Annotated in this window: 23 protein-coding genes; 18 read left to right on the top strand and 5 right to left on the bottom strand. The window is 67.8% G+C overall.

Annotation, left to right across the window (positions count from 1 at the left end):
* Positions 1–7 precede the first annotated feature (7 nt).
* The 3 genes from ACTRWB_RS06670 to ACTRWB_RS06660 all read left to right on the top strand — a co-directional run bounded on the left by ACTRWB_RS06670 (position 8) and on the right by ACTRWB_RS06660 (position 3,388).
* Positions 8–685 carry a TetR family transcriptional regulator gene (locus ACTRWB_RS06670; RefSeq protein ID WP_446901324.1) on the top strand — a complete coding sequence of 226 codons (678 nt, stop codon included), beginning with the start codon at positions 8–10 and terminating at the stop codon, positions 683–685.
* 529 nt (positions 686–1,214) lie between these two features.
* Positions 1,215–2,603 (top strand): NCS2 family permease, encoded by a 1,389-nt coding sequence (locus tag ACTRWB_RS06665; RefSeq protein ID WP_193099685.1) that lies wholly within the window; start codon positions 1,215–1,217, stop codon positions 2,601–2,603.
* Between the two features lie 191 nt (positions 2,604–2,794).
* Entirely contained in the window at positions 2,795–3,388 is a 594-nt protein-coding gene (locus tag ACTRWB_RS06660) for a hypothetical protein (protein ID WP_446901323.1), read from the top strand.
* Positions 3,389–3,398: 10 nt separating this feature from the next.
* Here the strand turns inward: ACTRWB_RS06660 and ACTRWB_RS06655 are convergent, their stop codons facing one another.
* Positions 3,399–3,800, bottom strand: coding sequence for a CopD family protein (locus ACTRWB_RS06655; RefSeq protein ID WP_446901419.1), 402 nt, complete (start codon positions 3,798–3,800; stop codon positions 3,399–3,401).
* On the bottom strand, positions 3,797–4,105 hold the full coding sequence (locus ACTRWB_RS06650; RefSeq protein ID WP_343494693.1) for a DUF3817 domain-containing protein: 309 nt from the start codon (positions 4,103–4,105) through the stop codon (positions 3,797–3,799). The genes ACTRWB_RS06655 and ACTRWB_RS06650 overlap by 4 nt, the downstream gene beginning before the upstream one ends.
* Positions 4,106–4,212: 107 nt before the next feature.
* Here ACTRWB_RS06650 and ACTRWB_RS06645 point away from each other — a divergent pair, with 107 nt between their 5' ends.
* From ACTRWB_RS06645 to ACTRWB_RS06630, 4 genes are all read left to right on the top strand, one after another.
* Positions 4,213–5,160, top strand: a complete 948-nt coding sequence (locus tag ACTRWB_RS06645; protein WP_446901322.1) for a GlxA family transcriptional regulator — start codon at positions 4,213–4,215, stop codon at positions 5,158–5,160.
* 151 nt (positions 5,161–5,311) lie between these two features.
* Positions 5,312–6,232 carry a LysR substrate-binding domain-containing protein gene (locus ACTRWB_RS06640; protein WP_446901321.1) on the top strand — a complete coding sequence of 307 codons (921 nt, stop codon included), beginning with the start codon at positions 5,312–5,314 and terminating at the stop codon, positions 6,230–6,232.
* 226 nt (positions 6,233–6,458) lie between these two features.
* On the top strand, positions 6,459–7,241 hold the full coding sequence (locus tag ACTRWB_RS06635) for an ABC transporter substrate-binding protein (protein WP_129515910.1): 783 nt from the start codon (positions 6,459–6,461) through the stop codon (positions 7,239–7,241).
* A gap of 229 nt (positions 7,242–7,470) precedes the next feature.
* A complete protein-coding gene (locus ACTRWB_RS06630) occupies positions 7,471–8,586 on the top strand; it encodes a succinylglutamate desuccinylase/aspartoacylase family protein (protein WP_343494691.1) in 1,116 nt (371 codons plus the stop codon).
* A 138-nt stretch (positions 8,587–8,724) separates the two neighbouring features.
* On the opposite strand, the gene ACTRWB_RS06625 is transcribed toward ACTRWB_RS06630, so the two are convergent.
* Positions 8,725–9,531, bottom strand: coding sequence for a MetQ/NlpA family ABC transporter substrate-binding protein (locus tag ACTRWB_RS06625; RefSeq protein ID WP_129515912.1), 807 nt, complete (start codon positions 9,529–9,531; stop codon positions 8,725–8,727).
* 306 nt (positions 9,532–9,837) lie between these two features.
* Between ACTRWB_RS06625 and ACTRWB_RS06620 the strand changes: the two genes are divergently transcribed.
* From ACTRWB_RS06620 to ACTRWB_RS06575, 10 genes are all read left to right on the top strand, one after another.
* Positions 9,838–10,995, top strand: a complete 1,158-nt coding sequence (locus ACTRWB_RS06620) for a porin (RefSeq protein WP_048245948.1) — start codon at positions 9,838–9,840, stop codon at positions 10,993–10,995.
* Positions 10,996–11,201: 206 nt separating this feature from the next.
* A complete protein-coding gene (locus ACTRWB_RS06615) occupies positions 11,202–11,462 on the top strand; it encodes a DUF2866 domain-containing protein (RefSeq protein WP_011353838.1) in 261 nt (86 codons plus the stop codon).
* A 124-nt stretch (positions 11,463–11,586) separates the two neighbouring features.
* The gene (locus ACTRWB_RS06610; protein WP_446901320.1) at positions 11,587–11,970 is read left to right on the top strand and encodes a DUF6232 family protein; all 384 of its coding nucleotides are present in this window, start codon (positions 11,587–11,589) and stop codon (positions 11,968–11,970) included.
* 209 nt (positions 11,971–12,179) lie between these two features.
* Positions 12,180–12,407, top strand: coding sequence for a hypothetical protein (locus ACTRWB_RS06605; RefSeq protein ID WP_193099678.1), 228 nt, complete (start codon positions 12,180–12,182; stop codon positions 12,405–12,407).
* A gap of 237 nt (positions 12,408–12,644) precedes the next feature.
* Positions 12,645–14,915 carry a TonB-dependent hemoglobin/transferrin/lactoferrin family receptor gene (locus tag ACTRWB_RS06600; protein ID WP_446901319.1) on the top strand — a complete coding sequence of 757 codons (2,271 nt, stop codon included), beginning with the start codon at positions 12,645–12,647 and terminating at the stop codon, positions 14,913–14,915.
* A 49-nt stretch (positions 14,916–14,964) separates the two neighbouring features.
* Positions 14,965–16,056: a hemin-degrading factor gene (locus ACTRWB_RS06595; protein ID WP_446901318.1), complete on the top strand. Its 1,092-nt coding sequence runs from the start codon at positions 14,965–14,967 to the stop codon at positions 16,054–16,056.
* Positions 16,053–16,961, top strand: a complete 909-nt coding sequence (locus ACTRWB_RS06590; RefSeq protein WP_446901317.1) for a heme/hemin ABC transporter substrate-binding protein — start codon at positions 16,053–16,055, stop codon at positions 16,959–16,961. The genes ACTRWB_RS06595 and ACTRWB_RS06590 overlap by 4 nt, the downstream gene beginning before the upstream one ends.
* A 15-nt stretch (positions 16,962–16,976) precedes the next feature.
* Positions 16,977–18,065, top strand: coding sequence for a FecCD family ABC transporter permease (locus tag ACTRWB_RS06585; protein ID WP_446901316.1), 1,089 nt, complete (start codon positions 16,977–16,979; stop codon positions 18,063–18,065).
* Between the two features lie 26 nt (positions 18,066–18,091).
* Positions 18,092–18,913, top strand: a complete 822-nt coding sequence (locus ACTRWB_RS06580; RefSeq protein ID WP_446901315.1) for a heme ABC transporter ATP-binding protein — start codon at positions 18,092–18,094, stop codon at positions 18,911–18,913.
* A 99-nt stretch (positions 18,914–19,012) separates the two neighbouring features.
* Entirely contained in the window at positions 19,013–19,390 is a 378-nt protein-coding gene (locus tag ACTRWB_RS06575) for a VOC family protein (RefSeq protein WP_446901314.1), read from the top strand.
* A gap of 18 nt (positions 19,391–19,408) precedes the next feature.
* On the opposite strand, the gene ACTRWB_RS06570 is transcribed toward ACTRWB_RS06575, so the two are convergent.
* Entirely contained in the window at positions 19,409–20,020 is a 612-nt protein-coding gene (locus ACTRWB_RS06570) for a trimeric intracellular cation channel family protein (RefSeq protein ID WP_129515921.1), read from the bottom strand.
* Between the two features lie 8 nt (positions 20,021–20,028).
* Complete coding sequence (locus ACTRWB_RS06565) at positions 20,029–22,146, bottom strand: penicillin-binding protein 1A (RefSeq protein WP_446901313.1); 2,118 nt, start codon at positions 22,144–22,146, stop codon at positions 20,029–20,031.
* A 558-nt stretch (positions 22,147–22,704) separates the two neighbouring features.
* On the opposite strand from ACTRWB_RS06565, the gene ACTRWB_RS06560 reads away from it, so the two are divergent.
* Positions 22,705–23,937 (top strand): molybdopterin-dependent oxidoreductase, encoded by a 1,233-nt coding sequence (locus ACTRWB_RS06560; protein WP_446901312.1) that lies wholly within the window; start codon positions 22,705–22,707, stop codon positions 23,935–23,937.
* Positions 23,938–23,940 lie beyond the last annotated feature (3 nt).

The raw sequence follows: 23,940 nt of genomic DNA, 5'->3' as shown, positions 1-23,940 counted from the left end.
CTAGAATATGACGAACTATTCAGGTTTTACTATTCGCATTGACAAACCGCTCATGACCGACCGCCGAAACCCCCGGATCGCCACGCGCAAACAGCCTCGGCAGGCCCGCTCGACCCGTCTCGTCGAGGATGTCCTGCAGGCCGCTGTTCAGGTTTTGGCCAGCGAAGGCGCGCAGCGCTTCACGATGGCGCGGGTCGCCGAGCGGGCAGGCGTGAGCGTCGGCTCGCTGTATCAGTACTTCCCGAACAAGGCGTCCGTGCTGTTCCGGCTCCAGCACGACGAATGGCGGCAGACGGCCGAGATGCTGCGCGGCATGCTGGAGGACGCTCGACAAGCGCCGCCCGAGCGGTTGCGCACGGTCGTCCACGCGTTCATCCGTTCGGAATGCGACGAGGCGCGGATGCGCATCGCGCTCGACGACGCCGCGCCGCTCTATCGCGACGCGCCCGAGGCGCAGGAAATCAGGGCGGCGGGCACCGTCATCTTCCGCGCGTTCATGCGCGAGGCGCTGCCTGATGTGCCCGACGCAACGCTCGCAGTCGCGTGCGACCTGATCACCACCACGCTTACCGCCGGCGGCAAGGCGTTTTCGGAACACGAGCGCACGCCGGCGGAAATCGACGCGTATTCGACGGCCATGGCCGACATGTTCTGCGCGTATCTCGAGCGTCTCGCGCACAATTGAGGCCGGCGCGGGCACGAGAACCGCGCACGCGCGGCGGCGAGACCGTCCGAATGCGGGTTGCCCGCACCGGAGAATCGCCGCATGCGCGGCCGTTTCCACCAGCCTCGACAGTTGCATCGAAAGCCATTCGTAATATTCGATGATCCACCCGCCCCCGCCCTGCCCGCCGATCCCGCATTCGAATAATCGCCTTAACGGATTCGAACTAGGCGTATACACGCGTTTCGTCGCGACGGAGTCCCGTTTCACGCCGATATAAGCGCTGCGACATGCGCTGCATGCTTTTCGCCCAATGGGACGTGATGGGCGGTTCGCCTAACCTTCGCTACGGCAAAGCACACGTGACGGGGTCGACCACACCACGCGTCGTACGACGCGACACACTCGCGATCGTTTCGATGCGCGCGTACCGACATGGATCACGCGTCATTCGTCCCCACGACGTTGCCGACAATCCCAATTAGATTCGAGACACCCTGACGACGGTTCGCTACGGGCCGTTTCAGCATGCTGATAAAGGAGCAAGCTCATGAGTGATACCCCGGTGCAGCCGACGGTCGACGTCGGCGCGGAAGAAACTGACTTTGGCACCAAGGGAGTCATCGACCGGTACTTCGGCATTTCGTCGCGCGGCAGCACGCAGCGTCGCGAGATCGTTGCGGGCGTGACCACCTTCCTCGCGATGGTCTATTCCGTATTCGTCGTGCCCGGCATGTTCGGCAAGGCCGGCTTCGACACGAGCGCCGTGTTCGTCGCGGTCTGCCTCACCACCGCGTTCGGTTCGTTGCTGATGGGCCTGTGGGCGAAGCTGCCGATCGCGATCGGCTGCGCGATCTCGCTGACCGCCTTCACCGCGTTCGGCCTCGTGCTCGGCAAGGGTCTGCATCCGACGGTCGCGCTCGGCGCCGTGTTCCTGATGGGCCTCGTGTTCACGGGCATCTCGGTCACCGGCGTGCGTTCGTGGATCCTGCGCAACCTGCCCGCGGGCGTCGCGCACGGCACGGGCATCGGCATCGGCCTGTTCCTGCTGCTGATCGCGTCGAACGACGTCGGCCTCGTGATCAAGAATCCGGGCGCCGGCCTGCCGGTCTCGCTCGGCCAGATCACCGCGTTCCCGGTCATCATGTCGGTCGTCGGCCTCGCCGCGATCTTCGGCCTCGAAAAGCGTCGCGTGCCGGGCGGCATCCTGCTCGTCGTGATCGCAATCTCGGTGTTCGGCCTCGTGTTCGATCCAACCGTGAAGTACCACGGCATCTTCGCGCTGCCGTCGCTGAGCGCACCGGGCCATGCATCGCTGATCGGCGCGATGGACATCAAGGGCGCACTGTCGATGGCCGTGCTGCCGAGCGTGCTGGCACTGGTGATGACCGCCGTGTTCGACGCGACCGGCACGATCCGCGCGGTCGCCGGACAAGCCGGCCAGCTCGACGAGAACGGCCGCATCATCAACGGCGGCCGCGCGCTGACCGCCGATTCGCTCAGCTCGATCTTTTCCGGTTTCCTCGGCGGCGCGCCGGCGGCGGCCTACATCGAGTCGAGCGTCGGCGTGGCCGCCGGCGCGAAGACGGGCCTCGCCGCAGCCGTGGTCGGCCTGCTGTTCCTCGTCGTGATGTTCTTCTCGCCGCTCGCGGGCCTCGTGCCGTCGTACGCCACGGCCCCGGCACTGATGTACGTCGGCCTGCTGATGCTCAGCAGCGTGAGCAAGCTGCACATGGACGACATGGTCGACGCGATGTCGGGCCTCGTCTGCGCCGTGTTCATCGTGCTGACCGCGAACATCGTGACGGGCATCATGCTCGGCTTCTCGACGCTCGTGATCGGCCGCATCGCCAGCGGCGAATTCCGCAAGCTCAACGTCGGTACCGTGCTCATCGCGGCCGTGCTCGTCACCTTCTATCTCGGCGGCTGGGCAATCTGACCGCGGGTCATGCGCGACGTCGCCTGCAGAAGGGCGGCGCGCATCGGGACGACAACGTCTCCTCCACCATCATCGTTGATGGTCTCCAAGCCTGGGAACGCGAGTTTCCAGGCTTTTTTTGTTGAGGCGGAAGCGGCGCGACGCGAATCCGTGCCCGGTGCTACGATCGCGTTTTGCCTTCAGGAGCCGCCATGAACCCGCTCGGCATCGTCTCCGAATCGCGTACCCGGACCTCGGCGCGCAAGCCGCCGTTCATTCCGTCGTTCGGCTTCCACGAGGTGCATGAATCGCAGCCGATCGCCGCGCCGCCCGCGCGCATCATCGACACCGTCGCATCGCTCGACATGCGCGCCGATCCGGTCATCGACGCGCTGCTGAGGGCGCGCGAATTTCCGGCGTCGGTCATGGGCACGCTGCGCAACGGGCCGGCCCGCAACGAACGCGCGCGCTTCGGCTTCGACACGTTTACGCTGCTTCGCCGCGACGACACGTCGCTGTCGCTCGGCCTCGTCGGACGCTTCTGGCGCCCGGCGCCCGACGTGCGCACGATCGCCGATGCAACGGCCTTCGTGCGCCACGACGATCCGCGCGACGCGAAGCTGGTGCTCCGGTTCGAGGTCGTCGGGCTCGCATCCGGCGCGCGCGTGCTGCGCACGGAAACCTTCGTCCACTGTCCGACCGCACGCACGCGCTGGCTGTTCATGCCGTACTGGCTCGCGATCCGGCTGGGGAGCGGCTGGATCAGGCGACGCACGCTGGCGGCGGTCGAGATGGCGCTGGCTTAGTCTCAACGCATCAGAACGGCTTGATCACGACCAGCCCGACGACAATCCCCATCGCGACCACGACCGCACCCGCCGCCTGCCCGAGCCACGACGCGGGCGCGACGACGAGATCGTCGCGCTCCATGCGCCGCAGCGTGCCGGCCAGGATCCCGTGCAGCGCCGACAGCGCCGCGACGATGACCAGCTTCACCGACAGCCACGCCGCGCCGAACCAGTGTCCGTTCAGCGCGATCGCCACGCCCGTGATCCAGACGAGCGCGAGCGCAGGCACCGTCACCGCGCGATCCCAGCGCCGCACCGCGCGATGCACGGCGAGGTTGGCGATACGGACGCCGACCGACAGCATCAGCAGCCCGCCGACGAACGTGACGACGGCGATCACATGCACGGCCTTGAGCAACAGGTAGATCATCGCGCGTGCCGCCTGCGCGCGATCCATCCGGCGCTCGCGAGTCCCGCAAACGGCACGACGGCCGACAGCACGAGCCGCGCGACTTCACCCCTGCTCCACAGCCCGCTCGACGCGGTGCCGACGACCGCCCACACGTACAGCGCGAACGCGATGCCGTGAATCGGGCCCATGATCGATACCGCGACCGGATAACCGGCCAGATGCTTGAGCGGCACGGCGACGCACACCAGCACGACGAGCGTGGTCGCCTCCAGCAACGACAGGTATTGCAGGTTCCGCAACGCATTGCGGTCGTCTTGTTTCATCGGCGTGCCTCCAGGTTGGTCTGCGGTGATTGTCGCGTGTGGTACGCGCCCGAGCCATTGGCTAAAATGACATCTTTAGACGGATTCTGGCCAAACCCTCGAACGCCATGCATACGGTCGCCGTGCTCGCTTTGCCCGATGTCGTCCCGTTCGATCTGGGCGTTGCATGCGACACGTTCGCGCGCGTGCGTGCGCCCGGCGTCGAGCAGGCCTACCGCGTACGCGTGTGCAGCGAGCAGCCGCGCGTCGCCGGCGACCTGTTCGAACTGCGGCCCCCGTTTCGTCTCGATGCGCTCGCCGACACCGATACGATCGTCGTCCCCGGCACGTCGGTACCGCTCGCATCCACGTCACGCCGTGCGATTGCCGCCCTGCGCGAAGCGGCCGCGCGCGGTTGCCGGATCGCGTCGATCTGCAGTGGCGCGTTCGTGCTCGCGGAAGCCGGGCTGCTCGACGGCCTGCGCGCGACGACGCACTGGCTCGCGGCCGCCGAACTCGCGCGCCGCTATCCGCGCGTGACGGTCGACCCGAACGTGCTGTTCGTCGACAACGGGCAGATACTGACGTCGGCCGGCGCGGCGGCCGGCCTCGATCTGTGCCTGCACATGATCCAGGCCGACTACGGCGCGGCGGTGGCCGTCGACGCCGCACGCTGCGCGGTTGCGCCGCGCGTGCGGGAAGGCGGGCAGGCGCAGTTCATCGCGCCGGAATGGCCGGCCGCGACCGACGGGCTGCAAAACCTGATGGACTGGCTGCAGGCGAACCTGCGCAAGCCGCTCACGCTCGACGCGATGGCCCGCAAGGCGTCGACGAGCGTGCGCACGCTGACGCGGCGCTTTCAGGAGCAGACGGGCACGTCGCCGCGGCAATGGCTGCAGACCGCGCGCGTCAGGCATGCGCAGCAGTTGCTGGAGGTCACGGAACTGTCGATCGAGCATGTCGCGACGGAGGCCGGGTTCGGATCGGTCACCGCGTTTCGCGAGCGGTTCGCGCACGTCGTCGGCACATCGCCGCAGCGGTATCGTCGTGCGTTCCGCGCGCGGTCCGGCGCGTGACGTTCGCAACGTCACCGCCGCCTGCGCAGCGGCACGCGATGCGTCGAGCCAGCGACACGACACCGCGCGCATGCAACCATCGGGATCGCGACCGAACACCGCCGCCGCCCCACCTCGTTCGCCACACTGTCGCGCCAACCGGACCCGATCGATGACCCGCATCCGCAACCCCCTGAACATCGCGCAGCTCCAGGCGTTCGTGTCCGCCGCGCATCACAAGAGCCTGCGCGCCGCCGCGCGCGAACTCGGCGTCACGCAGCCCGCGATCACGCATACGATCCGCGAACTCGAAACGGCGCTCAACGCGGAGCTGCTCGCGCGCAGCGTGCGCGGCGTCGAGCTGACCGCCTGCGGCCATGCGCTGCTGCCGCGCGCCGAGCAGTTGCTCGGCGACATCCGTCGCACGGTCGAGGCCGTCGAACACGTGAAAGGCGAGATGTCGGGGCGCGTCGCGGTCGGCACGATGCCGTCGATCGCGCTGACGGCGCTGCCGCACGCGGTGACGGCATTCCGCCGGTCGATGCCGAACGTGAGCCTGCATCTCGTGGAATTGACGGTGCCCGACGCGCTCGCGCAGCTGCGCAACGGCACGCTCGACATCGCTGCAATGCACCACGTGCCCGCGCTCGACCGCGATTTCACGCAATCGCCGCTGCTGTCGACCGAGTTCACGATCGTGATGCGCGAAGGCCATCCACTCGCGCACGCACGCCGATTAGAGGAACTGCTCGACGCCGAGTGGATCGTCACCGTCGGCGCCGAACAGTTTCCGCACAGCGTGATGGTCGGGATGTTCGAAGCGCGCGGCCTGCCGCTGCCGAAGCGCCTGCTGAGATCGCCGATGTCGTTCGCGGTCACGCTCGGGCTCGTCGCGCGCTCGGACGTGATCGGCTGCTTCACGCGCCCGCTCGCCGCGATGGTCGCGCCGCTCGGCATCCGCACGGCCGAACTCGACGAAAGCATGCCGCGCTTCGACCTGTCGATCATCTCGCGGCGCGACCTGCTGCCCACGCCCGCCGTCTCGCAATTCGTCACGTGCCTGCAGCGGGCGGTCAACGAAACGCTCGGTTGAATCGTTCCTGTGTCTGAAACGGTCGCGCCCCCGCCGCGCTGCCGCCGGGCCCGGTATCGGGGCTTGTCCTAGGCGCCCTGCCGGTATTTTGTCTTGATAATCTTGCGCACGTCGCGCGCCCGCATCGGGTGGGCGAAACGGACAGTCCGACGCGAAGCCGCGCCGGACCGAAGGCTTACGGCGCGGCACAACCGCGCACCCATCGAACAAAACGAGGAGTCACCGAGTGAAAAAGATTCTTGCGGCTGTGACCGTTGCCCTGCTTGCCGTATCGGCCGGCAGCGCGTACGCGAAGGACTGGACGACCGTGCGGTTCGGCGTCGACGCAAGCTACCCGCCTTTCGAATCGAAAGGCGCTGACGGCAAGGTGGTCGGTTTCGACGTCGACCTCGGCAACGAAATCTGCCGCCGCATCAACGCGAAGTGCGTGTGGATCGAAAACGACTTCGACGGGATGATCCCGGCGCTGAAGGCCCGCAAGTTCGACGGCGTGCTGTCGTCGATGTCGATGACGCCGGCGCGTCAGGAACAGATTGCGTTCTCCGAGAAGCTGTTCAACACGCCGACGCGCCTCGTCACGAAGAAGGGCGCCGGCCTGATGCCGACGGCTGAATCGCTGAAGGGCAAGACGGTCGGCGTCGAGCAGGGCACGATCCAGGAAACCTACGCGAAGACCTACTGGGCATCGAAGGGCGTGAACGTCGTGCCTTACCAGAACCAGGACCAGGTCTACGCCGACCTGATCTCGGGCCGTCTGGACGGCGCGCTGCAGGACGCGGTGCAAGCCGAGATCGGCTTCCTGAAGACGCCGCGCGGCGCGAACTTCGATTTCGCCGGCAAGGATATCGACGATCCGAAGACGCTCGGCAATGGCGCCGGCATTGGCCTGCGCAAGGAAGACACCGACCTGAAGGCGAAGATCGACGGCGCGATCTCCGGCATGCGCAAGGACGGCACGTACGCGAAGATCGCGAAGAAGTACTTCGATTTCGACGTCTACGGCAAGTAACACCGCCAGCAAGCGCACGCGTCACATCCGTGCAGACGGGCTCCGCAAGGAGCCCGTTTTTTTTTGCGCGCGCGGTGCCGGAAGCATTATTTTTTTCCGTGCCAACCCGATGATTCGCAACAGAAAATGGATTGTTCGGGTACCGGTTTGATGGGGGCGACGCAGGCAACGTACAATCGATCTTCCACGCACACCGGATCATTCGCGGCTGCGCCGCACTCCCCTCATCATGCAAACGCAGACCCATCCGCTGATTTCCCCCGCCGTCGGCACCGAACGCCAGATCACGAGCTTCCACTACGGCCCGCGCGGCGGCAAGAAGGTCTACATCCAGTCGTCGCTGCACGCGGACGAACTGCCCGGCATGCTGGTCGCCACGCTGCTGCGCCGCAAGATCGCCGCGCTCGAGACGTCCGGCAAACTGCGCGGCGAAGTCGTCATCGTGCCCGTGCCGAACCCGATCGGCCTGTCGCAGCACGTGTTCGGCGATCACCTCGGCCGCTTCGACCTCGGCTCGATGCAGAACTTCAACCGCAATTTCTACGATCTCGCCGGGCTCGTGCTGCCGCGCGTCGAAAGCCGGCTCACGAACGACGCCCAGCGCAACCTGGTTGCCGTGCGCGCCGCGATGCGCGAAGCGCTCGACGAGCAGGCGCCGCGCACCGAGCTCGATTCCCAACGCCTCGCGCTGCAAAAGCTGTCGTTCGACGCCGATATCGTGCTCGACCTGCATTGCGACAGCGATGCGGTGATGCATCTCTACACCAATCCCGATCTGTGGCCGGACGTCGAGCCGCTGTCGCGCTATCTCGACGCGCAGGCGTCGCTGCTCGCGCTGAATTCGGTCGGCAATCCGTTCGACGAGATCCACAGCTTCTGCTGGTCGGATCTGCGCAACCGTTTCGGCGATCGCTTCCCGATCCCGAACGGCGCGATTTCCGTCACGGTGGAACTGCGCAGCGAACGCGACGTGTCGTACGAGCTGGCCGAAAAGGACGCGCAGGCGATCGTCGAATACCTGACCGAGCGCGGTGTCGTCGACGGCACGCCGGCGCCGCTGCCGCCGCTCGCGCATCCGGCCACGCCGCTCGCGGGCACCGATCCGCTCGTCGCGCCCGTGTCGGGCGTGATCGTGTTCCGCACGCCGGTCGGCGCGTGGATCGAGGCCGGCCAGGAAGTGGCCGACATCGTCGATCCGCTGACCGATCGCGTCATCACGCTGAAGAGCAGCGTGTCGGGCGTGCTGTACGCGCGCCAGATCGTGCGCTTCGCGACGGCCGGCATGGAAGTCGCGCGGATTGCCGGCGCGACCGCGATCCGCACCGGTTCGCTGCTGTCGGCCTGAGCGGGCGGCCCGCGCGCCGGGCCACGGCGCGTGCCAACGCGCCATAACGCGCACCAACGAAATCGCCCGCTTGCGCGGGCGATTTGCTTTCCGGATCGTCGATGTCCGGCGATCCAGCCGGCCGGGATGCCTGACCGTTCAGAACGCCGGCACGATCGCGCCGCCGAACTTCTGGTCGATGAACTTGCGCACATCGTCCGATTCATAGGCCGCGACGAGCTTCTTCACCCACGGCTTGTCCTTGTCCTGCGCACGCACCGCGATCAGGTTCGCATACGGCCCGCGCAGATCCTCGATCGCGATCGCATCCTTCACCGGCGTGAGCCCCGCCTTCACCGCGTAATCGGTGTTGATCGACGCGGCATCGACATCCGGCAGCGCGCGCGGCAACTGCGCGGAATCCAGTTCGACGATCTTGATCTTCTTCGGATTCTCGGCGACGTCGAGCGGCGTCGCGTTCACGCCGTTCGTACCGACGCCCGGCTTCAGCTTGATCACGCCGTATTTCTGCAGCAGCAGGAGCGCGCGGTTGCCGTTCGACGGATCGTTCTGGATCCCGACCTTCGCGCCCACCGGCAAGTCCTTCAGCGACTTGATCTTCTTCGAATAGAAGCCCATCGGCGCCGTGTAGGTCAGCCCGACGTTGACGATCTTGTAGCCGCGCTGCTTGATCTGGCTGTCGAGGAACGGCTGGTGCTGGAAGCCGTTCGCGTCGAGATCGCCGGAGTCGAGCGCCGCGTTCGGCTGCACGTAGTCGTTGAATTCGATGACCTTGATCGCGAGGCCGTCGCGCGCGGCGACCTTCGTCACTTCGGTCCAGATCTGCGCGTCGGGGCCGCTCATCGTGCCGATCTTCAGCGTTTGCGGGTCGGCGTGCGCGCCGGGCGCCGCGAATGCCAGCGCCGCGGCGAGTGCGCCGAGGCCGGTCAGGATCGAACGTCGCATGGTGTCCTCTTGTCCCGTGTCGTTGTTGAGGCACGGATCGTCGCATGGGGCCCGAACAGCGCAAACCAAGCTTATTTCATGTGCATATTCCTGATCGGGATCGAATCTCAGCCGAAATCGGTATAACTCCCCGCTATGCAACCGGGCAGAATTCAGTGTCGCATCGGTACCACACATTCTTCATATGACAGTCGCTGTCATATTCATTACGTGGCCCGCCGATAAAGTTGCCGCCGGTCCGTGAAAGCGCCCATGAGAGCGCCGGAACCGCAACTGGACACGCCATTTATTCGCTCGGAGAATCCTTTGAACAAGAAACTGTTGACCATCGCCGTCCTGGCAGCAACGGCCGGCACGGCGCACGCACAAAGCAGCGTGACCCTGTACGGCGTCATCGATGCCGGTATCAGCTACGTGAACCACAGCAAGACCGCCAACGGCGGCACGGGCAAGCTGTTCAAGTATGACGACGGCGTTGCCCAAGGCAGCCGTTGGGGCCTGCGCGGCACCGAAGACCTCGGCGGTGGCCTGAAGGCGATCTTCGTGCTCGAAAACGGCTTCAACAGCGGCAACGGCACGCTCGGCCAGGGCGGCGCGATCTTCGGTCGCCAGGCTTACGTCGGCCTGAGCCAGTCGCAATACGGCACGGTCACGTTCGGCCGTCAGTACTCGTTCTCGACCGACATCCTCGGCTCGAACTACTCGACGGGCGGCAACACGGTCGCGGGTAACTACGCGTACCACGTGAACGACCTCGACCAGCTCACGTCGAGCCGCATCAACAACGCCGTGAAGTTCCAGAGCGCGAACTACTCGGGCTTCACGTTCGGCGCGTTGTACGGCTTCTCGAACTCGACGGACTTCGCCGGCGCAGCCGCGACGACGTCGGGCACGACGACGACGGCAGGCTCGTCGCGCGCATACAGCTTCGGCCTGAACTACGCGAACGGCCCGGTTTCGGTCGGCGCCGCTTACACGGACATCCGCTTCCCGAGCCAGTCGTCGCCGGCATTCTCGACGACGATCGCGAACATCAGCACGGGTAACGTCCGCGACCTGCGCACGTACGGCGTCGGTGGCCGCTACGTGTGGGGCCCGGCAACGGCATGGCTGCTGTGGACGCGTACGCAGTTCTCGACCGTTTCGGGCGCGGGCGGCACGTTCTACAACGCGTATGAAGCAGGCGCGAAGTACGCCTTCACGCCGGCACTGTCGGGTGGCCTCGGCTACACGTACACGAACGCGACGCAGAGCGGCAATTCGTGGCACTGGAACCAGGTCAACGGTATCGCCGACTACGCACTCAGCAAGCGTACGGACGTGTACGGCCTGGTCGTGTACCAGCAGGCATCGGGCAAGGGCGTGCAAGCGCAGATCGGCTCGAGCACGAGCTACTTCAATACGTCGGGCACGGGTTCGAAGAACCAGATCGCCGCACGTATCGGTATCCGTCACAAGTTCTAAAGCATCCGCTTAACTCGCGGATCACGACGGCAAGAAGCGCCCCGCTCCACGCGGGGCGCTTTTTTATGTGCTTTTAAGTTTCGCTTAATTCTGGGCTGAGAGGATGCTCTCACCCCCCCTGTTGGCCGCCTGAGCATCGGCGGCTTTTTTTTTAAATGCCGACGGCGCCGCCATCGATTGCCCACAAGACAGGATCGGAGGCCATGATGATCGAAGATACCGTTTTCAGCCATCTGCACGCGATTCTGACGTGCCAACACTCGATGCCGGTCCAGAGCTGCCGCGTATCGGTTGAAATGCAGCGCCCGTGGGGCCGCCCGTACCGGCTAGTCGAATGGACGATGCATCTCGACGCGCCCGCGCGGCGCCAGATCGTGCCGGCCGAATCGACCGACGAAGAGATCGCCGAGGTCGTCGCGTCGCACGTGCCGGGCCGGCTTTACGGCGACGGCCGGCTGCAATTCTGAACGCTCCGTTGTTCCACCCGCTTCCCGCCTTTCGGCCGCCCCGCACGCATCGTGCGGCAGTCGGTCTCGTTTGACGCAACAACGAAACCTGCTACGCTGCGCGTTTTCGTCCACGCAACACACGATGGAAAACGCATTCAACGAACGCGGCGTGATGATCACGCGCAACGGCCTGTCCGCCGCCGGGCAGGTATTCGCACTGCGTGACATCCGCCAGGTCGACGTCGTCAAGATTCCGAAGAACCGCCTCGTGCCGTCGCTGATCTCGCTGATCGGCGCGGCCACCGCCGTCGCAGGCGGCATCGGCGCATCGAGCGCCGCGCTCGTCGTCGGCGTGATGCTCGTCGTCGTCGGTTATCTCTCGTGGGTCACGCAGGACATCACGTATCGCCTGATGGTCGAGATGCCCGACGGCAAGCGCGAAGCACTGTCGAGCGTCGATGCCGAGTTCGTCGAACGCGTCGCGCAGGTCGTGCGCGATGCACGGGCGGCGACGGCTGCCGGCTGATTCCGGTCACCCGCTGCACGTTTCGCTTCGGTTCGCGATGTACCCAGACGCGCGGCAAGTTTCGGCGGCACTGCTACACACGACCGACGCATCACCACCATCGAATCCCCTTTCCGCCGCCTCATCGCAAGCACCGCGCCTCCACTGCGTACGCCGACCGCCTAGTATGGAAAGAGCGGCCTGCCGCCGCATCGTCCGAGGAGGTCGGCATGAACGTTCAATTGCTGTCCGGCATGCTTCGCGCGCAGGAACTGCTGCTCGTGTCGATGATCCGCGCGCTTCCCCTTGACGAACGCCGTGCGCTCGTCGACCTCTACACCGATCAGATCGCCTTCGCCGAACAGGCGGGCCTCGAAAGTCACAGCGATCGCGCAACGCACGATGCGTTCATCGCGCATGCGCGCAACCTGCTGATCCGCATCGAAGCGCTGGCCTAGGGCCCGCGCTTTTCTCCCGAATTTCCCGGTGCGGCCCATCCGAGCCGCACGGGTGAGCGCGCGCCCGCACGGGCCGCTTTCCTCGCTTGTATTGATAATAATTCTCATTTACACTGGTAAAGTTATCAGTTGCCTTTCAATTCTCCGTTCGCCGCATTCCGCGCGTGGGCGGGCCAGCCAGGTGAACGCGTCACCCAGCCAGCCCTCGGGCTTGTTTTCGTCAATGGGAGACCACCTGTGCATTGCTATCCGCTGGCGCGGCGGCCGATCTGCGCCGCGCTGTTCGGCGCGTTCGGCCTGTCCGCCGCCCCGGCTCACGCCGATTCGTCGCCGCAAGGCGTCACCCCGCCTCCTGCCGTCGTCCTCGCCGCGTCCACGCGCGGCGACGCGGCGCTGCTCGACCCCGTCACCGTCACGGCCACCCGCACCGCCACGGCCGCGAGCCGCACGGCGGCCTCGGTGTCGGTGATCACCGACGAGGATCTCGAGGAGCAGCAGGCCACCAACATCAAGGACGCGCTGCGCTACGAGCCGGGCGTCACGGTGCGCCGCACCGCGTACCGGCCCGCCAGCGCCGCGCAAGGCGGCGGCCGCGACGGCGATTCGAGCATCAACATCCGCGGCCTCGAAGGCAATCGCGTGCTGCTGATGGAGGACGGCATCCGCCTGCCGAACGCGTTTTCGTTCGGTCCGCTCGAAGCGGGCCGCGGCGACTACGCCGATCTCGACACGCTCAAGCGCATCGAAATCCTGCGCGGGCCGGCCTCCGCGCTCTACGGCAGCGACGGCCTGACCGGCGCGGTGAACTTCATCACGAAGGATCCGCGCGACCTGCTGTCGATCTACAACAAGCCCTATTACTTCTCGTTCCGGCCGAGCTACGATTCGGCCGACCGCAGCATCGGCGCGACCGTGTCGGCCGCGGGCGGCAACGATCGCGTGCAGGGGATGATCATCGCCGACGGCCGGCGCGGCCATGAGGTCGATACGCGCGGCAGCAACAATTCGGCGAGCACACTGCGCACGACGTCGAACCCTCAGGACGTCTATTCGGAATCGCTGCTCGGCAAGCTCGTGCTGACGCCCACCACGCGCGACACGATCAAGTTCACGGCCGAAACGGTGCAGCGACGCGTGAGCACCGACGTGCTGTCCGCGATCAATCCGCCCACCACGCTCGGCCTCACGACGAACGACCGGCTCGAGCGCAACCGCTTCAGCGTCGACTACGACTTCCGCGACGACGCGTTCCGCTGGTTCCAGACCGCGCACGTGCAGTTCTACTACCAGGACGCGAAGCAGGACCAGTACGCGTTCGAGACGCGCGGCACGCCGTTGAAATCGCGCTCGCGCGACAACCAGTACAAGGAACGCACGTTCGGCGGCTCCGCGTTCGCCGAAAGCGGCTTCGCGACCGGCCCGCTCGCACACAAGCTGCTCTATGGCGTCGACGGCAGCCTGTCGCGCGTGACGAACATGCGCAACGGCACGGTGCCGGGCGTCGGCGAGGCGTTCCCGAACAAGGCGTTCCCCGACACCGACTACACGCTGTTCGGCGCGTTCGTGCAGGACCAGATCGGCTACGGCCGCCTGCTCGTCACGCCGGGCCTGCGCTTCGACACGTACCGGCTGAGCCCGTCCGAAAACGATCCGCTGTTCACCGGCAAGGCCGTGTCGACGAGCGCGAACGAACTGTCGCCGCGCGTCTCGGTGCTCTACGAGATCACGCCCGCGCTGATTCCGTACGTGCAGTACGCGCACGGCTTCCGCGCGCCGACGCCCGACCAGGTGAACAGCAGCTTCTCGAACCCGGTGTACGGCTACACGTCGATCGGCAACCCGAACCTGAAGCCCGAGACGAGCGACACGTTCGAAGCCGGCCTGCGCGGCAAGGCCGGCACCGGCTACGGCGTCGTGCGCTACAGCGCGGCCGCGTTCTCGGGCCGCTACCGCAACTTCATCTCGCGCACGACGATCGCCGGCAGCGGCCGGCCGGCCGACCCGTTCGTATTCCAGTACGTGAACTTCGCCGACGCGCGCATCCACGGCCTCGAAGGCCGCGCCGAATGGGCGATGCCGAACGGCATCACGCTGAAGACGGCGATGGCGTTCACGAAGGGCTCGACGCAGAACAACGGCGCGGCCAGCCAGCCGCTCAACACGGTCAACCCGTTCTCGGCCGTGTTCGGCGTGCGCTACGAGCCGAGCGAGCGCTGGTTCGTGCAGACCGACCTGCTGTTCCAGGCCGCGAAACGCGACAAGGACATCGACAAGTCCGACTGTTCGAACAAGGCGTGCTTCGCGCCGCCGTCGTCGTTCGTCGTCGACCTGCGCGGCGGCTACCGCTTCAACAAACATGTGAGCGCAACGATCGGCATCCGCAACCTGTTCGACCGCAAGTACTGGAACTGGTCGGACGTGCGCGGCATCGCGGCCGATTCGCAGGTGCTCGATGCGTATACGTCGTCCGGACGCACGGTCGCCGTCAGCATGAAAGTGGATTTCTGATGCGCGCCGCACGCGCTACCACCCCAACCGTTTCTTGAAGGAGTCCGACATGATGCAATCCGCCCTTCCCGGTCAACCGGCCACGCCGGCCCGCGCGGCCGCCGCGCTGCGCGACGCGTTCGTCAAGCTCAAGACCGAGCGCCAGCTGCGCAACCGCGACGTCGCGCAGGCGCTCGGCGTCAGCGAAGGCGAGGCGCTCGCCGCGTTCGTTGGCGAGCACGTCGTGCGGCTCGACGCGCGCTTTCCGGCGATGTTCGAGGAAATGCCGCGCCTCGGCCGCGTGATGGCGCTCACGCGCAACGACACGGCCGTCCACGAGAAGGACGGCGAATATGCGCAGATGAGCCATGACGGCCCCGTCGGCCTCGCGCTCGGCGACATCGACCTGCGCATCTTCTATCGTCACTGGGTGTCGGCGTTCGCGGTGCGCGACGAGACCGCGCACGGCCCGCTGAAGAGCCTGCAGTTCTTCGACGCGCAGGGTCATGCGATCCACAAGGTGTACCTGCGCGCGCACAGCGATCACGCCGCGTACGACGCATTCGTCGAACGCTGGCGCGCGCCGTCGCAGGAGCCGGGCCTCGATGTCGCGCCCGCCACACCGAAGACGCCCGAGCGTGCCGATACCGAGATCGACGTATCCGGCTTCCGCGCCGCGTGGAATGCGATGACCGACACGCACCAGTTCTTCGGCATCACGCAGCGTTTCGGCGTGAGCCGCATGCAGGCGCTGCGCCTCGCCGATCCGCAATACGCGTATCCGGTCGAAACCGCGCATGCGCTGCGCCACGTGCTCGAACAGGCCGCCAGGAGCGGCCAGCCGATCATGGTGTTCGTCGGCAACGCGGGAATGATCCAGATCCACACGGGCCCGGTCGCGAACGTGCGCGAGGTCGGCGCGTGGATCAACGTGCTCGATCCGGGCTTCAACCTGCACGTGCGCGAGGACCTGATCGCCGCCGCGTGGGTCGTGAAGAAGCCGACGAGCGACGGCCTCGTCACGTCGCTCGAACTGTTCGACCGGCAGGGCGACCACGTCGCGCTGCTGTTCGGCGAGCGCAAGCCCGGCAAGGTCGAGCGCGACGACTGGCGCGCGCTCGTTGCGACGCTGCCGACGGCGGCACGCGGGGACGCGCGATGAATGCGCGATCGTTCGATCCGCGACGCCGTGCGGTGTTGGCGGGTGCGGTGGCCGGCGCGCTCGCGGGCGCGCTGCCCGGTGGCGTGCTCGCGCAGGCCGCCTCGAAGCGCGTGGTCGTGATCGGCGGCGCGCTCGCGGAAACCGCGTTCGCGCTCGGCGGCGCCGAGACGCCCCGCTACCGGCTCGTCGGCGCCGACACGACCTGCACCTACCCCGACGCCGCGAAGCGCTTGCCGAAGGTCGGCTACCAGCGCGCGCTGTCGGCCGAGGGGCTGCTGTCGCTGCGACCTGATCTCGTGCTCGCGTCGGCGGAAGCCGGCCCGCCCACAGCGATCGCGCAGGTGAAAAGTGCCGGCGTGACGGTGACGACGTTCGACGAACGCCACGACGTCGAATCGGTACGCGCGAAGATCACGGGTATCGCGCAAGCGCTCGACGTGCGCGATTCAGGCACCACGCTGCTGCAGCGCTTCGACCGCGACTGGCAGGCCGCGCGCGACGCGGTCGCCGCGCGCACACCCGGCGGCGCGCAGCCGCCGCGCGTGCTGTTCGTGCTGAACCATACCGGCAACCAGGCGCTCGTCGCCGGCCAGCGCACGGCCGCCGACGCGATGATCCGCTACGCGGGCGCACGCAACGCGATGCAGGGCTTCGATCACTACAAGCCGCTGACGACCGAGGCACTCGCGGCCGCCGCGCCCGACGTCGTGCTGATCTCCGACGAAGGGCTCGCGGCCGTCGGCGGCCGCGCCGCGCTGCTCGCGACGCCCGGCTTCGGCGCGACGCCGGCCGGCCGCGCGCAACGCGTCGTGTCGCTCGACGCGCTGTTCCTGCTCGGCTTCGGCCCGCGCCTGCCGCTCGCCGTCACGACCCTGCACCGACGCCTGTCGGATGCGCTCGCCTGATTCCGGACCGCCCCGATGCCCGCTCATGCTTCGCCTTTCCTCGCGCCGTCATCCGCATCGCGTTCCGGCGCCGCGCGCATCGGCACGTCGCGCCGCTTCGCGCCGTTCGCGCTGGCCGCACTCGCGTGCCTCGTGTGCGCGATGTCCGTCGTCGCGCTGTGCGTCGGCGCCTATCGCATTCCGCTCGCGGAAGCATGGGCCGCACTGAGCGGCGATGCGGCCGCGCAGCAGGCGCGCGCGGTGCTGTTCGAGATTCGCGCGCCGCGCGTCGCGCTGGCGCTGCTGGTCGGCGGCGGCTTCGGCGCCACCGGTGCCGCGATGCAGGCGCTGTTCCGCAATCCGCTCGCCGATCCGGGGCTCGTCGGCGTGTCGAGCGGCGCTGCCCTCGGCGCGACGACGATGATCGTGCTTGGTCCCGCGCTCTTTGCCGCACATGTGAGCGCGGCCGCGTTGCCCATTGCCGCCTTCGCCGGGGCGCTCACGGTCGCGGCGCTCGTCTACCGGCTTGCCGCGTCGCGCGGCCGGCTCGCGCTGCCGCTGCTGCTGCTCGCCGGCATCGCGATCAACGCGCTGGTCGGCGCGGCGATCGGGCTGCTCACGTTCGTCGCCGACGACGCGCAGTTGCGCTCGCTGACCTTCTGGAGCCTCGGCAGCCTCGGCGGCGCGCAATGGTCCGCGCTGGCGGCCGTCGCGCCGTGCGTCGCGATCGGCTGCGTGCTGCTTGCGCGCGAACGCGACGCGCTGAACGCGCTGCAGCTCGGCGAAACCGAGGCGCTGCATCTCGGCGTGCCCGTGCAGCGGCTGAAGCGGCGCGTGCTCGTCGCGGTCGCGCTCGCGGTCGGCGCGCTCGTGTCGTGCGCGGGCATCATCGGCTTCATCGGGCTCGTCGCGCCGCATTGCGTGCGCCTCGCGTGCGGCCCCGACCAGCGGATCGTGCTACCCGGCGCCGCGCTGCTCGGCGCGCTGCTGACGCTCGCCGCCGACCTCGCCGCACGCACGGTCGCCGCCCCCGCCGAAATTCCGCTCGGCGTGCTGACCGCGCTGCTCGGCGCGCCGTTCTTTCTCGCGCTGCTGTGGAAGAGCCGCGGCGCGCTCGGCGGGTAACCCTCCCTCACGCCCTCACGACGACCATGCTGACCGCCCACCATCTCGACGTCGCCCGCCGACACAACGCCATCCTGCGCGACCTGTCGCTGTCGATCGAGCCCGGCCGCGTGACCGCGCTGCTCGGCCGCAACGGCGCGGGCAAGAGCACGCTGCTGAAGACCTTCGCCGGCGAGCTGACCGGCAGCGTCGCGCCGACCGGCGTGCGCGTGTCGGGCAACGTCACGCTGAACGGCGAACCGCTCGCGCGCATCGACGCGCCGCGGCTCGCGTGCCTGCGTGCGGTGCTGCCGCAGGCCGCGCAACCGGCCTTCCCGTTCAGCGTCGACGAAATCGTGCTGCTCGGTCGTTATCCGCATGCGCGGCGCAGCGGTGCGACGTCGCATCGCGATCGCGACATCGCGTGGCGCGCGCTCGAACGCGCGGGCGCCGATGCGCTCGTCGGCCGCGATGTCACAACGCTGTCGGGTGGCGAACTCGCCCGTGTGCAGTTCGCGCGCGTGCTCGCGCAGCTGTGGCCGGACGACGATGCGACGGAAAGCGGCCCGCGCTACCTGCTGCTCGACGAGCCGACCGCCGCGCTCGATCTCGCGCATCAGCACCGCCTGCTCGATACCGTGCGCGCCGTCGCGCGCGAATGGCAGCTCGGCGTGCTCGCGATCGTGCACGACCCGAACCTCGCCGCGCGGCACGCGGATACCATCGCGATGCTTGCCGACGGCACGATCGTCGCGCACGGCGCACCGCGCGACGTGATGACGCCCGCCCATATCGCGCAGTGCTACGGCTTCGCGGTGAAGATGGTGGAAACCGGCGACGGTATGCCACCGGTGATGGTGCCCGCGTAGTGTACGGTCGGTATGTCGCTCGACGTCCGGCCTTGCCCGACACCCCGACCTTCACTTCGCATCATTCGCGCTTCACGCATCCCCTTCGAGGAGACCCCCATGCCGCTTCCGATGACCCGCATCATCCTGTACGTCCACGACGTTGCGTTGCTGAAGGCGTTCTACCAGCGGTATTTCGACCTCCCCGTCATCGAGGAAATCGACGGTGAATGGGTCGTGCTCGAAGCGGGCACGGTCGAACTGGCGCTGCATCTGGCCGGCCCGGCGTTTCGCCATGCCGCCGCGCATGCGAACGCGACCACCAGCCCCGTGAAGCTCGTGTTCAGGATCGACGCCGGGATCGACGCGCATCGCGACCGACTCGCCGGCGACGGTGTGACCGTGCGCGATCTCAAGCGCTACGACGGTTTCCCGTACCGGATGGTTGACGGCCTCGATCCGGAAGGGAATGTCTTCCAGGTGATGCAGCCGGATTGAACGCCGGCGCGGCCGCGCTCAATGCTCGACGTCCGCCGCGCCGAAAGTCCGCATCTTCCACCCGAGCCGCACGGCCAGCATTCGCATCGAGAATCCGGCCGCCAGCGCGACCACCGTCGCAAAACCCGCATCGATGCCGAGATGCTGCATCCCGACATACAGCGCGCCCGTGACGAACGCGACGCTCGCGTACAGCTCCTCGCGCAGGATCAGCGGCATCTCGTTGCACAGCAGGTCGCGCAGCATCCCGCCGCAGACGCCCGTGATCGCGCCGGCCAGCACGACGATGATCGGCGCCGTGCCGGTCGACGCACCGACGTCGCAGCCGATGATCGTAAACGCCGCGAGACCGATCGCATCGACGGTAACGAACAGCGTCTTCATCCGCGCGACATGTCGTGCCGCCCACGATGCGACGGTCGCCGCGACGAGCGTGATCACGAGGTATTCGGGATGCGCGATCCAGCCGAGCGGATAGTGGCCGAGCAACACGTCGCGCACGGTGCCGCCACCGAGCGCCGTCACCGCGCCAACGAGCGCGAGCCCGAAGCGGTCCATCCCGCGCCGCATGCCCATCAGCGCCCCCGACATCGCTTCCGCGACGATCGCAATCAGATAAAGCGTATGCATGGCGCGTGTCAGTCGTCGGTCCGGAACAGGTCGAGCACGCGTTCGCGCTCGGCCGCGTCTACTGCCGCGGGCATCGGCTCGTTGGGCTTGCCGTCGCCGGCCGGCGTATCCGGCGCATCGACCGCCTGCGCGCCGCCGCATGCGAAGCGGCTGCGGATGTACGGCGGCACGTCGGCCGTGCACGTGCCGCGCGTGTATTCGGCGTAGACGAAGTCGCCGTCGACCAGAGCGACATCCTGCGGCGGCGTCGCAGCGACCGGCGTGCGCCCGTCGACGGCCGTCTTCATGTAGTCGAGCCACACCGGCAGCGCCAGCGTCGCACCGGTCGCGCGCCCCATCGGGCGCGGCGTGTCGTAACCGAGCCACGCGACCGCGACGATGCCCGACGAGTAACCGGCGAACCACACATCCTTCGATCCATTCGACGTGCCCGTCTTGCCGGCCGCGTCGTCGCGGCGCAGCGCGAGCGCGCCGCGCGCGGTGCCGGCCCGCACGACGTCGCGCAGCATGCTGTCCATCACGAATGCGTTGCGAGCCGACACGACGCGCTCGCCCGCCGGCGCCGTCGCCTCGTACATCGCGCCGCCGTGGCGCTGCTTCACCGACAGGATCAGGCGCGGCACCATCCGCGTCCCACCATTCGCGAACACGCTGTAGGCGCTCGCGAGTTCGAGCGGCGTCACCGCACCCGCGCCGAGCGCAAGCGGCAGCGACGCCGGATTGCGCTGCGCGTCGAAGCCGAAATGCACCGCGTGCTGCTGCACGTAGCGTGCGTCGGTGGCCTGCATCAGGCTGACCGCGACCAGGTTCTTCGAGCGCACGAGCCCGCGCCGCACCGGAATGAAGCCCTCGTAGCGGTTGCCGAAATTGCGCGGACGCCACGGCTGCGCGCCGGTTTCCGCACGCGTGAGCGTGCGCTGCGTATCGTCGACGAGCACGCCCGGGAAATAGCCCTTCTCCAGCGCCGCCGAATAGACGAACGGCTTGAAGCTCGAGCCCGGCTGGCGGTACGCCTGCAGTGCATGGTCGAACACGTTGCGGCTGAAATCCGCGCCGCCGACGAGCGCGAGCATGTCGCCCGTCGCCGCGTCGAGCGACACGAGTGCGCCTTCGAGTCCGTTGCGCGCATCGCGCTTCGCGCGTGGCTGTCGGTTCAACGTGCGCTCAAGCGCGGCTTCGGCCGCGCGCTGGTCGCGCATCGAGATCGACGTCGTCACGTCGAGGCCGAGCGTATAGGCGTCGTCGTGAAAACGCTCGACCATCATCCGGCGTGCGCGCTCGGCAACGTACGGCGCGGCGATGATGCCGGGCGGCGGCGTGGTCGCCAGCGCGATCGGCGCATCGACGGCCGCGCGGTAGGTCGCGTCGTCGAGCTGGCCGAGCGCATGCATCCGCCCGAGCACATAGTTGCGCCGCGCGGTCGCGCGCGCCGGATTGACGACCGGGTTGAACGCGGACGGCGCCTTCGGCAGCCCCGCGAGCACGGCCGCCTCGCCCGCGCTCAACGCGTCGAGCGGCTTGCCGAAATACACGTTCGCGGCCGCCGCGAAACCGTACGCGCGCTCGCCCAGGTAGATCTCGTTCATGTACAGCTCGAGCAGCTTGTCCTTGCTGTATTCGCGTTCGAGCTTGGCCGCCATCAGGATCTCGGCGAGCTTGCGGCTCAGCACCTTGTCGCGCGTCAGGTAGAAGTTGCGCGCGACCTGCATCGAGATCGTGCTGCCGCCCTGCCCCGGTTGCCCCGTCACGACGTTCGCGAACGTCGCGCGCGCGAGGCCGCCGACATCGACCGCGCCGTGCTGGTAGAACTTCGCGTCCTCGGCGGCGAGCAGCGCATGCCGCATCAGCGGCGGGATGCGTTCGAGCGGCACGAACTCGCGCCGCTCGACGCCGTATTCGGCCAGCAGGTCGCCGTCGCGCGAGAAGATCCGCAGCGGCAGCGCGGGACGATAGACGGCCAGGTGCTCGACGGACGGCAGCTGCGCCCAGATGCGCTGGATCGTCCATGCGCCGATGCCCGCGCACGCGAGCGTCAGGCCGAGCAGCGCGCCCGCGAGCGTGCGCCACACGCGTCGGCGGCGCGGCGGCGCGGGTTGCGGCGGAGGGGATGCGGTGTGGTCGGTCATGCCGTGCTCCTTCTTCGATGCCGCGACGGCCGGCGCGCGATTGACGCCGACCGGTCACGGAAGGCGCGCATTGTCGAAGGGATAACGCGAAACCGGAACATTCTTTAGCCAAAGTTTGGCAGGCTAAATTTTATTTAGGAAAGCGTGCCCGAACCGTTCGCGCGTCTCGCGTCACGCGCGTACCTGATCGACGTCGCGCACGGTGATACCGGTCGCGCCAGCCGAGCGGCGGCATGCCGCAGGCGATCACGTGACGGGTGCCCGACCGGATCTTGCGGCCGCGGGATCAAGGGAGGCCGGGGACTCGTTCACGGTACGTCGCCGCTGACGGGAAGCGACGAGCGATGCACGGGGGAACCCGAGCGGGAATGCGCGGCGCGACCGAGGCCCGGCGGCCGTTGCTGCACCGCTTCCACGCGCGAACCCCATCCGGCCCGATATCGCGCCGGATTGCGCCTATCATGAAATCTCGGGTCATCGGCCGCGCATGATCCGGCGTTTTGGCAGCCGCGCGCGATCGCGGGTTCGGCAGACAGATCGGCAAACGAGGGAGTCGTCATGGCAGACCCACATGATCCACAGCGCCGTCACCTGATGCAGGCCGCCGCCGCTGGCGGCCTGCTGGCCGTCGGCGCAAGCTGGCATCGCCGCGCATGCGCGGCCGACGCGGTCACGCTACCGTTCGAGAACGGGCTGCGCGAGCTGACCCACGACTTTCCGCAAAAGGGCGAAATGCTGCTGGTGCGCATCCGCCCCCCGCTGCTCGAAACACCTTTCTCCGTGTTCGATGACGGCGTGTTCACGCCGAACGACCGGTTCTTCGTGCGATGGCACCTCGCCGACATCCCGGCGCGGATCGACGCCGGCGCGTTCCGGCTCGCCGTGCACGGGCTCGTCGACCGCCCGCTCGAACTGAGCCTGCGCGACCTCATGAGCGGCTTTCCGCGCGTCGAAGTCGCCGCCGTCAATCAGTGCGCCGGCAATTCGCGCGGCTTCTTCAAGCCGCGCGTCGCCGGCGGCGAATGGGGCAACGGCGCAATGGGCAACGCGCGCTGGACCGGCGTGCGGCTCAAGGACATCCTCGATCGGGCGGGCGTGAAGGCGGGCGCGGTGCAGGTCCGCTTCAACGGCCTGGACAAGGGCGTGCTGCCCGCCACGCCGTCCTTCATCAAGGCACTCGACGTCGACCGCGCGCGGGACGGCGAAGTGATCGTCGCGTTCGGGATGAACGGGCAGCCGCTGCCGCTGCTCAACGGCTTCCCGCTGCGCCTCGTCGTGCCGGGCTGGTATTCGACGTACTGGGTGAAGATGCTGAACGACATCGAGGTCATCGACCGGCGCGACGACAATTTCTGGATGGCGAAGGCCTATCAGATTCCCGACACGCCGCACGCGAGCATTCAGCCCGGGCAGGCCGGCGTCAAGACCGTGCCGATCAGCCGGATGGTGCCGCGATCGTTCATCACCAACCTCGACGACGGCGCCGTGATCGCGCTGGACCGGCCGCAGACGGTCCGGGGCATCGCGTTCGGCGGCGACACGGGCGTGCGCAAGGTGCTGTTCTCCGATGATGGCGGCGCGTCCTGGGCGACGGCGCGCCTCGGGAAGGACTACGGCAAGTACAGCTTGCGCCGCTGGGAGGCGCAGTTCACGCCGCACCGCGCCGGACAGGCCGTGTTGCAGGTCAAGGCGATCAACGACGGCGGCGTCGAGCAGCCGGACACGCCGAACTGGAACCCGGCCGGCTACATGCGCAACGTGGTCGAAACGACGCATGTATTCGTCGCGTGAGGA

The organism is Burkholderia sp. YIM B11467, from assembly GCF_052952715.1.
The sequence above is the reverse complement of the archived record's forward strand: the minus strand, read 5'-3'. Positions and strand labels throughout refer to the sequence as shown.